The 10,551-nt window shown below is 55.7% G+C and carries 6 protein-coding genes and 1 pseudogene; 4 read left to right on the top strand and 3 right to left on the bottom strand.

All coding sequences use genetic code 11. The features are described from left to right. Nucleotides 1-4,221 (top strand): choice-of-anchor K domain-containing protein (locus AACR93_RS19790; protein WP_156153025.1); only part of this gene is annotated, 4,221 nt, incomplete at its 5' end. Nucleotides 4,222-4,289: 68 nt separating this feature from the next. Here AACR93_RS19790 and AACR93_RS19785 read toward each other — a convergent pair. Continuing rightward, nucleotides 4,290-4,784 (bottom strand): hypothetical protein, encoded by a 495-nt coding sequence (locus AACR93_RS19785; protein ID WP_033114575.1) that lies wholly within the window; start codon nt 4,782-4,784, stop codon nt 4,290-4,292. A 176-nt stretch (nt 4,785-4,960) separates the two neighbouring features. Between AACR93_RS19785 and AACR93_RS19780 the strand changes: the two genes are divergently transcribed. Next, complete coding sequence (locus tag AACR93_RS19780; RefSeq protein WP_043851749.1) at nt 4,961-6,925, top strand: sensor domain-containing protein; 1,965 nt, start codon at nt 4,961-4,963, stop codon at nt 6,923-6,925. 62 nt (nt 6,926-6,987) lie between these two features. Here AACR93_RS19780 and rraB read toward each other — a convergent pair whose 3' ends face one another. Then, complete coding sequence (rraB, locus tag AACR93_RS19775; protein WP_033114697.1) at nt 6,988-7,323, bottom strand: ribonuclease E inhibitor RraB; 336 nt, start codon at nt 7,321-7,323, stop codon at nt 6,988-6,990. Between the two features lie 690 nt (nt 7,324-8,013). Between rraB and AACR93_RS19770 the strand changes: the two are divergent. After that, nucleotides 8,014-8,148: pseudogene (locus AACR93_RS19770) on the top strand (IS481 family transposase); the annotation flags it as partial. Nucleotides 8,149-8,268: 120 nt separating this feature from the next. Further along, entirely contained in the window at nt 8,269-9,888 is a 1,620-nt protein-coding gene (locus AACR93_RS19765) for a diguanylate cyclase (RefSeq protein ID WP_043851748.1), read from the top strand. Between the two features lie 452 nt (nt 9,889-10,340). Here the strand turns inward: AACR93_RS19765 and AACR93_RS19755 are convergent. Beyond that, nucleotides 10,341-10,551 (bottom strand): hypothetical protein (locus tag AACR93_RS19755; RefSeq protein WP_043851747.1); only part of this gene is annotated, 211 nt, incomplete at its 5' end.

Here is a 10,551-nt window from a genome sequence, read left to right as displayed (position 1 = left end):
GTGCAGTACCTGGGCAAGGGCGAGACCAAGGTCGAGACCTTCACCGTACAGAGCGTCGATGGCACGCCGCACAAGGTGACCATCACCATCACCGGTACCAATGATGCGCCAACCCTGAGCATCGATAGCGGGGTGGCCGTCTCCGAAGAGGGGCTTGCTGGCGGTATTGCCGATAAGACAGGCAACAGTGACACTACTGATAACGTGACTGCCAGCGGCAAGATTACAGTCGGCGACGTTGATAGCCAGGATACGCTCACCATCAGCCTGAATGGGCCGGCGGGTCTGACCTCCGGTGGTGCTGCGGTTCAGTGGAGCTGGAATGCCGCCACCAAGGTGTTGACCGGTTATACCGGTACACTGGGCGGCGCTGACTACAAAGCGGTCATTGATGTGAAGCTGACCGCGCCTGCCGGTGGCAGCAAGGGCTACTGGAGTTATGACGTGACACTTAAGGCCCCGCTTGATCATCCGGTCAAGGACAGTGAAGACGTACTCAACTTCCAGATTGGCGTAACCGTCTCGGATGGCAAGACCACCACCACCGGCAGTCTGCCGATCTCGGTCGAGGATGACGCGCCAATCGCTGGTGACATGACGGCCGTCTCTCTGGTGAAAACCAGCATCCCGGATGTGTTGACTGGCAAGTTCAGCCTGACCGGGTATGTCGGGGATAGCGGCAGCATTGATGCGGGCAAATTCACTATCACGGCACGGGGATTCGAGTCTTCGACTTCCTCCAGGCTCGTTGATGCCAAGGTCAATGCCTCCGTTGACGGGCTAGGCGTCAAGAGCACGAGCGCGCCTTATCACAACATTGATAATGAGATCGATTTCCGCAAATTTGCGGATGGTTCGAGTGTATCCGAGGAGTTGGTGATCAAGCTGGATGCGGGCACTGTGGCATATGGTGCCAAGATCGAGTTCAGCAAGATCTATGGTGGAGAACTCGAGAGCGGTGTGGTCGAGTTCTGGCGCGACGGTAAACTGGTTGCAACCCAGACATTCAGCTCGAATGCTGCCAATGGCGATTATGCTGCCAACTTCCAGGTTCAGCAGGGCGGTTTTGACACCATGGTGATCAAGGCGACCGATAACGGCAAGTCAGCCAGCTGGGGTGACAACAGTGACTTTACTGTCAAGTCTATCGAGTTCCTTGGTTCCTCTACCCCGCAGGCGATTGCCTATGGTTCGGGCACGCTCGATCCGCAGTGGGGGGCTGATGGCAAAGGACGTTTCGAACTGGTCACCGGTACGGTCGAATCCGGCCTCAAGACAGTCGCCGGTCTGGCTATCGCGATCACCGCCGATGGGGCTAATACCCTGCTTGGCAAGGACAGCAATGGCAGTCTGATCTTCAAGATGGAGTTCACACCTGCAACAGGTAAATGGGAGTTCTTCCAATATGCCGAGATGCAGCGTCCTGTTGACGGTGACATTGACTTTGCATTTAAAGCCTACGATCGCGACGGTGATGGCTCGCAAGGCAGCTTTGCGGTCAATCCGCTGGTACGCCCGACAGTGGTCAATATAGCAAGTGACAGCGAGCTTGAAGGTACTAGTCTGCAGCATGTCGTGACCCTTAGCGGGGTGACTAATGTGGCGACCGAGTACAGCTTCTCCATTGCTGGTACTGGAACGAATGTCGCGACAAGCGCTGATTGGGGAAGGCCAACATTTAGCAATGGCGTGACTCTAAGTGCTGATGGCAAGAGTGTGATCGTTCCTGCAGGGGTGACCAGCTTCACGGTCACTGTTCCTACAGTGAACGATCGTCTGGTTGAGACTAACGAGACTCTGCAAGTGACTGTGGCTGGCGTTTCCGGTACCGGCACCATAGTCGACAATGATTTCTCGGTGCGGCTCGGTGGTGGTCTGGTTGATGAGGATGGCTTGTCTGGTGGCAACGCCGGCTTGCCCGAGCCTGTCGGGGCGCCGACCAGCGGTCCGCTCTCGGTGACTCAATCGCTGCAGGTTACCGATGGCAATGGTGGCAACGTATCTGGCGTTGAGCTCAAGCTGGTCAGCATCACCGGATTGAGTGGCATTACCGGCATTGATGGCCAGCCTGTGAATGTGGTGCAGGATGGTGCGGGTCTCAAAGCTTACTTTGGAACCAACCCGGCCAATGTGGCCTTTACCGTAACGGTAGACAACAACTCGAATCCGCCGAGCTATACCTTCACCCTGATTAAGCCGCTCAGCCACCTTGTGGATGGTCAAAGCAGCGTGTTGAGCAGTCAGGATGAGTTGCGTCTCACGGTGAATTATGAGGTGAGCAAAGCTGGTTCCGACACTGCGAGCGGCTCTTTCGATGTCGCCGTGCGTGATGATGTACCGGTTGCTGTGGTCGATGATGCCAGAGTTAACGTGGTTGTTGATTCATTCCAAGTTTCGGGGGTTGATGCTAACTGGGTAAATTGGAGTGGTGGTTCGTATGTCAAAGTCAGTGACTCTGATGATGTTAACCCAGGTAAAGATCAGATTCGTTGGGGTGGGGGTAGTAATCCGTCTGGCTACGGCTTCCTGGACAATGATGCGGCATTGAATGGCGCAATTCCGATCAATGAAGAGATCAAACTTGGCACATTCACTCATTACAACAACCCGATTTATAACGATGCTATCAGTGCTGCAACGATGGAGGTTACTTTCTCCGTAACTGATGCATTGGGACGGGTCACACCAATAAAACTTGTTGTGAACTTCAATCATAACGAAACCCCCAATGACAAATGGGGGAATGGTGATGACATCATCTCGATCGGTAATACGACAGCTACCTTCAACTTTGAAGGTAAGGCATACACGCTGGAGGTACTGGGTTTCCGCGATGCGGGTGGCAACGTGGTGAAGACTATTTACACCAAAGAGAATGCCAGCAACAGCTTCGATCTGATAGTCAAGTTGGTGGAAGGGTCTGGTTATCAGTTGCCACAGACCACCGGTAATGTGCTGGCCAACGATCTTGCAGGTGCTGATGGTGGTCTGAGTGTCATTGGCTACGGAGTCGGCAGCAGCTCGACCACCTATACCAATGGTGCGGGTACCCAGGTAGTTGGTCTGTACGGGGTACTGACCATTCTGGCCAACGGTGCCTATACCTATCAGGTCACCAAGAATGGCAGCCAAATCCCGGCTGATGCGCGCGAGGTGTTCAGCTACAGCGTGCGGGATGGCGATGGCGACACTACCAACAGTACTCTGACTATCAGCGTCAATCCGGTGGACAGCAACGGGGTTCCGGTTCATCTGCCGCTGACGGTAGATGGTACCGACCTCAATGACTCTATCGTGGTGCGTAATGGCGAGAGAGCGACTAATCCTGACCGCCTGGATGTTGCCTTCGGCGGTAATCTTCTGGGCGAAGTCATTACCAGTAACGGCGGCACCGACCATATACATAGTGGTACCAGCTATAACAAGGGAAGTGCCGACCAGATCGTCAGCAGCGGTGCCGGCAATGACCATGTTGAAACCGGCAGCGGCAACGATGTGATCTATGCAGGCAAAACCGGGGCGGATGGATTTGGTACCGATGATTCACTGCAACTGACGGTAGCTCAGCTCAAGGCTCATCACATCATGACAGGCAGCTTGTCTGGCAGTGATGCTATGCTCGATGGCGACGGTCTGTTGCTGAGTGTTGATGTCAGCAGTAGCAAAGCGGATGTGGTCAATGGCGGTAGCGGTAATGACAAGATCTACGGGCAATCAGGTTCGGATATCCTGTTTGGTGGTACCGGTGACGACTATATCGATGGCGGCAGTCACAACGATGCACTGCGTGGCGGTCTGGGGAACGATATCCTGATCGGCGGGCTCGGCAACGATGTAATGCGTGGTGACGGCGGTTCAGATACTTTTGTCTGGAACAAGGGGGATACCGTATCCGGCTCTCTGACCAAGGATTACATCATGGACTTCAACAAGGGGTCAGGCAGTGTCAATCTTTCGGAAGGCGACAAGCTGGATCTGCGCGATCTGCTGGATCACGATGGTTCTCACAACCAGAACGATCTGAAGAGCCTGCTCTCGGTGTTCCAGGATAACGAAGGGGTGCACTTGCAGGTCAAGGAGAGCAGCACGGCCTCTGTTGCCCAGGAGATCGTGTTGATGAACCACACTTTCGACAGTCTGACGGGCGGTTCGGCGACCACGTCCAATCAGGTGATCGATTACATGTTGAATAATCACATGCTCGATATTGACAAGCCGTAAGCACTAACGGCTACGCAATAAAAAGCGGCAGAGAAATCTGCCGCTTTTTATTTTGAAGCGAAGAAAAATCAGTTGCCGAGGGTGGCGAACAGGCTTTGCTCCAGGGTGCCGCGGGAGACACAGACCGGCTTGATGGAGGGGGCCGGTACGCGCTCGCCTGAGGACTCAACGAAGAACAGCTCTGTGTTGCCCTTGACGTTGACGGTCGCCACGCTGCTGTTGCCGCTCTGGGTGATGATCAGGTTGATCTGCAGGTTGGGGTTACCCAGCGCTACTTTGGAGCCCATGGTGCCGCAATCCAGCCACTCCAGGCCGTCGGCAGAGTGCTCGACGTTGGCGGTCATCAGGCCGGAACCGCGCTGGCTGTTTTCGATGTTGAGGCCGTGATCGGTGAACCACTTCTCGGCACGGGCCCATACCAGGTCAACCGGGATCGCCATCTCCTGGGTATTGTTGGTCGCCTTGGCAATCGGCGGGTTGTAGCGGTACTCTTCACCACCATTGTTGTCACCGGCACAACCGACCAGCAGCAGCGCCAGAGCGCCTCCCATAATCTTTTTCATCTTCTTTCTCTCGTCCATTTCATCCGGCCATTGGCCAACCGGCGCCTATTATCTCCGGAGCGACAATCTCTGTCAGCAAGCATCCTGCATCGAGCGTGTTATTGTGCCAGTCAGGTCGCTTTACAAAACCGTTTTGCTATCATAGATTTGCTCGAAATTCCTCCATAAGCGCCCCTGTGAACAACATGCTCACCCCGGATCTGCTGCAGCAGATCATCGACCATCTGCCAATGAGTATCTTCTGTCGGGATAAGCATGGGCGCTACCTCTTTGCCAACCGCATGTTTGCCTGCGAGGCTGGCTATATCTCGCCTGCCGAGGTGGTCGGCAAGACGAATGCGCAGATGCCGTGGGGAGACATCTTTGGCGAGGAGGACAGACAACTGCTGGCGAAAGGGGAGCCGCTGCTTTACCAGCAGCTCCACTGCAACAGCGGTGGCAACACCAGCTGGATGGAGATCCACAAGGTGCCGCTCTATGACCAGCAGGGCGAGCCCTATGCCGTGTTTGGCGTGGTCAACGAGATTGCGCAACGAAAAAACCTCGAGCAGACGGTCAAGAACCAGCAGGTATTGCAGCGGTTTTTGCTGGATGCGATCCCCGATATTATCCGCTTCGATGACCATAACGGCGTGCTGCTGGAGTGCAATCAGGCGTTTCTCGACTTTATTGGGCAGCGAGCCGAGGAGGTGCTGGGCCACCAGATCCCCTATCGCCTCTCTGCGCCGCAAGGGATGGATAAGGGGGAGTGCTGCCTGCTCGATGCCAGTGGCAAGGGGCGGCATATGGAGATCACCCGGGTGGATGTGTCCGATGGTGATGGCCACTCCCTCGGTGTGCTGACGCTGGGTCGCGATATCACGGGGCTGCGTACCACTCAGGCCCAGCTGCAGCAGGAGCAGCACTACGACAGCCTGACCGGCTTGCTCAAGCTCTCCCGCTTTCTGCAGACCAGCCGCCATCTGGGTGGCCGCAACGCCACGCTGGTGCTGGTCGACCTGCACCATTTTCGCGAGATCAACGATCGCTTCGGGATCCGGATTGCCGATCGTCTGCTCAGCCAGGTGGCCAAGCGGCTGCAGCAGTTGGCGCCGCCGCGCTCTCTGCTGTGCCGGGTAGCGGCTGATGACTTCAGCCTGCTGCTGCCCGAGCTCGGCGAGCCGTTGCAAGGATGGAGCCAGCAGTTGCAGCAGCAGCTGATGGAGCACTATCAGGTGGAAGAGCACCGCATCCAGATCCCGGTTTTCCTCGGGTTGGCTCAGGGCAAGGCCAATGATGCCGAACGGCTGCTCAGCCATGCGGAGGCGGCACTGGCGCAGGGCAAGCGGCAGCAGCATTACACCACCTTGTTCGATCCTGAGCTCCATGCCAAGCTCAAACGGCGTCAGCTCATCGCGGCCCAGCTGCCACTGGCCATCAAGTCGGCTCAGCTGGTTGCGGTTTATCAACCCATTGTCTGCAGCAGAACGCTCCGGTTGCATGGCGCCGAGCTGCTCTGTCGCTGGCCTCATCCCGAGCTGGGGATGATCTCCCCCGACGAGTTCATTCCGCTGGCAGAAGAGATGGGGGTGATCGGCCAGCTTGGTCAGCTGATGCTGGAGCAGGGCTGTGCCCAGCTGGCGCAGTGGCAGGCGGCTTGTCCGGAGATGATGCTCTCCATCAACCTCTCGCCGCTGCAATTTCGTGATCCGGCCCTGTGCGAGCTGGTACAGGGTTGTATCGTCCGCCATGGGCTCAAGGCCAGTCAGCTGGAGCTGGAGATCACCGAAGGGGTCCTGATGGAGAATGCCGACCAGATAGAGACCAACCTCGACAATCTGATCGCGGCCGGCTTCCAGCTGGCCATCGATGACTTCGGCACCGGCTACTGCTCGCTGGCCTATCTGCCGCGGCTCAAGGTCGCGACCCTCAAGCTGGATCGCAGTTTTACCCAGGGGCTTGCCAGCAACACGGCCACGACCGCTATCGTGCGTTCCGTCATTGGGCTGGGCCATGAACTGGGGATCCGCATTACGGCCGAGGGGGTGGAGACGCCGGAGCAGCAGCAGTGGCTGACCGATGCCGGTTGCGATCGTCTGCAGGGCTATCTCTTCAGCCGGCCGCTGCCGCCGCAGGAGTTCGCCGCCAGCTATCTGGGCTGACTTCGTGCCAGAAACAACAAGGCCACCTCGCGGTGGCCTTGTTGTTTGGCGATGGGGCAGGATCAATCCTGGAAGTAGGTGCCCCAGCCATCGTAGTCCACCCCGTATTTTTCGAGGATGGGCAGCATCTTGGCGATATCGGCCACGATGGCTTCGACATTCAGTTTGCACTCGATGGTGGCATCGAAGCAGAAGATGGTGGCGCCGTCATCCAGTTCCATCTCTTCGGCATCGGTCACTTCAAAACCGGCCTTGAACAGGTCAACCGCTGCTTTTTCCAGACGGTCGAAATCCTGGCAGGCGAAGTGGTGTTCAATGTCGTAATCCGCGTCAGGGTTGCTGCCGTCGGCCAGCAGCTCGTTGACGATCTCTGTGGTCTCTTCACGCCACTCTTGCATATTCAGACTCATGTTGCCTCCAGGCGGTATCGTTGCGGCAAAGCATACTCGCACAGCGCATCCGGCTCAATGCGGCAAACCTGCAGAAGCGCTGATTTCCCGTTGTTTGGTGATGAATAGCACAGGAGAGTGGGGTGGCGAGCCCGTTTTTTGCCCCGAAACGGCCAATAACCACCCGTTACGTTCAGTTGTTGAGCGAACGAACTTTTTATCGTGCCAGCGTGGTTGACACCGTGCGCCGGAAAGGGTTTAATGCGCGCCGTTGCCCAGATAGCTCAGTCGGTAGAGCAGGGGATTGAAAATCCCCATGACAGTTTCCATACCACAGCTCTGGATAGCACACCCCACAAGGCTTCGCTTTCAATGCGAGGCCTTTTTGTTATGCGTCTCTGGTCAATCTCTGGCAAGGTTGCTCACCGAGCTCGGGATTAATAATCCCCGCCTCCTGCTCCGCTGCTTCATCTGACAACCGATAGCAAAGTACGCCTCCCTCCCCTGAAATGACTCCCACTTCTTACAAACAACACGTGCCCTCCCTGCCAACTCTACGTTATACAGGTTGTGTCGTGAGCCGAATCCCGGTTATCGCAGAGGGGCTGCTTCCCGGACAGTCATGGAAGATACTGTGGACCCCATGGCCCTCATTGAGTTATGTGCCGAATCTTGTTAGCGTTAATCCATACTGTTTACATAGATAGCTACCTGGAACACTACAACACCCAGCGGCCACATCAGGGCAGGATGATGGAGGGACAGACGCCTTACAGCATGTTCAAGAAGGGTCTGAAATTGATACCGAAGGAAGTGCGCACTAAAGTAGCGTAAACAAGACACCGGTTTGAGGCCGGTGTCAGGTGATAACTAGATCTGTACAATTCTTGGTATGCCTGCCATCCCCTTGCGGACGGTTTTGCACTTACTTGTTGTATCCGAGGAGCTAGACAATTGGCCTTCTTTGACATCGATATACCAACTGCAATCAAACTGTGCGCGATGGCCGACCTCTCGATAGTTGCACTGTTGTGGCTATATCGCTATGAGGGGGGATCAAAACGCGCGCTCTCTTTCTTTGTCTCCGGCCAGTTCCTGAGAGCGCTCGGGATGTCGCTTATCAGCTTTCGGGGCATTATTCCGCTGCTGCTATCAGCCCATGTCGGTAATATCCTCGTCTATATCGGAATCGCACTCGAAATATTCGCCTTCACACTGATCAGCCCCTCGCGCTTTCGCCTCACAGAGCCACTCATCGCGGTCGTCGTGACAGGAGCACTGCTGTTTGCGAGCATCGATTTCCTGTATCCGGATCAAGCGGTCGCCAAAACACGGTATGTTCTCGTCTCCAGTCTCGTGATTAGTAGCCTGTATGCTCTGGGAGGGTTGAGCTTGTTCGGCGCCACGTGTTCGTCGCGGCTACGGAAAGGGCTAGGTGCGATCTTTATCGTCCTGGCGCTGTGTTTCCTTGGCCGTATCCATCCATCATTTGCCCATGGAATGAACATTTTCACACCGGGATTGATCCAATCACTGACCTTTGTTGCCATCCTCATCGCGACTATCGTTTGCGGTATAGGTTTCATGCTCTTGATGCACGAGCCTGCGGACAAGGCCCTCCGACTAGCGGCTACGACGGACGCGCTCACCGGACTCGCAAACCGGCGACGGTTCAACGAGGTTTTGAACACCGAGTTTTTCCGGCTCAAGCGATCCGGGGCGCCGCTCTCCCTGATCATCCTAGACGTGGACTACTTCAAGCGTTTCAACGACCGCTACGGACATGTCCAAGGGGACGAGTGTCTGAGGGCTATCGGCCAGGCGATCAAGGCTTCCGTCCACCGGCCCCCTGATCTCGCGGCCCGGTTAGGTGGCGAGGAGTTCGTGGTCATCGCGCCCGAAACGGGCGCCAATGGAGCACTGGCTCTGGCAGAACGCATTCGCCATGCTGTCACCAGATTGGAGATTCCCCATGAAGACAATACGGCCGCCCCTCATGTGACGGCTAGTTTGGGCGTCGCAACCTGCTATGCGAGCGAACTCGAAACCCCCGAAAGCCTTGTCGAGCTCGCAGATCAGGCACTATATCAGGCTAAGCATTCCGGACGAAACCAGACGCAGATCCGGCTCCGGCAAGAGGATGAAGTCGGCAAGAGGCCAGGGTTCGTGCGCTTGCTCTGGAATGATATGGCCGAGAGTGGTCATCCCCGACTCGACGAAGAACACAAGGCTCTTTTCGATCAAGCAAACCTTCTGCTTTCAGCCATCGCGGACGGACAAACCAAGGCGGAGTGCCGGGTTCTTCTGGATCGGACAATGGAGATCATTGCCGGTCATTTCAGGGATGAGATCGAACTCATCGCCACCACGCCCTTTCCTGATATCGATCATCACCGCCGATGCCATCAAGCGCTTCTAGGAAAAGTCGTTAAAATGTCCGAGCGCTTTGACCACGACGAGCTCTCGATCAGTGAGTTGTTTGGCTTCCTAGCCCACGACGTCATCGTTCAGCATATCATGGGCGAGGACAGAAAATTCTTCCCCTATCTTCCGACGCCGGATCTTGAAGGCTGAGTTGCCACGATTGGCACAATCATCCTAATTGCTTAGGGTGGCGCTGAATTATGAGCAGCAAGCGCTCCTGAATCAGGTGAGTTCCATGTTCTGACAATCCAGTGATGTCAGTTCCTGCTGCCATGGTGATGATTGCAAACCTTGTTATGGGCCAGGAGGCCGTTGTTAAAACAGCTCGGTCCTTATTTCCTCTGGTTGAGGCCGCACAAATGATGAAGCGACCGCTGACTTGTTGACACAACGTATCCAATTACACGAGAAGACGGCTTGGATGCTACGTAGCCTACTTGAGTAATTGCTTAGTGATGTCAGATATGATTAGACCACTACATTCGCTTTCCATACGCAAGATAAACTAATGAGTAACCACGAACGGACCCCCCTAGCCAACCAAGGCTAGGGGGTTTACATCATCTAAACAGCGCTGCAATCAGCGCCTCAATCTCAGTCAATCACTTCTTGGCCTTCACGCTCTGGAACAGTTTACGACAGGGTCGCAGCTGTTCCGGTTCGCTGAGGGGATAGCTCTTAATGGCCGGGATGAGCTCGGGGATCCGCCGTACAATCAACCGTCCTAACCGGGCCTTCTCCTGGCGCGTTGCCAATCGTCCATTGAGTTTGTACGCGTAGAATCCTGGGCCGATGTGCATATTCCGGTCGAAA

This window comes from Aeromonas sp. L_1B5_3, assembly GCF_963866575.1.
GTDB classification, from domain to species: domain Bacteria; phylum Pseudomonadota; class Gammaproteobacteria; order Enterobacterales; family Aeromonadaceae; genus Aeromonas; species Aeromonas jandaei.
The sequence above is the reverse complement of the archived record's forward strand: the minus strand, read 5'-3'. Positions and strand labels throughout refer to the sequence as shown.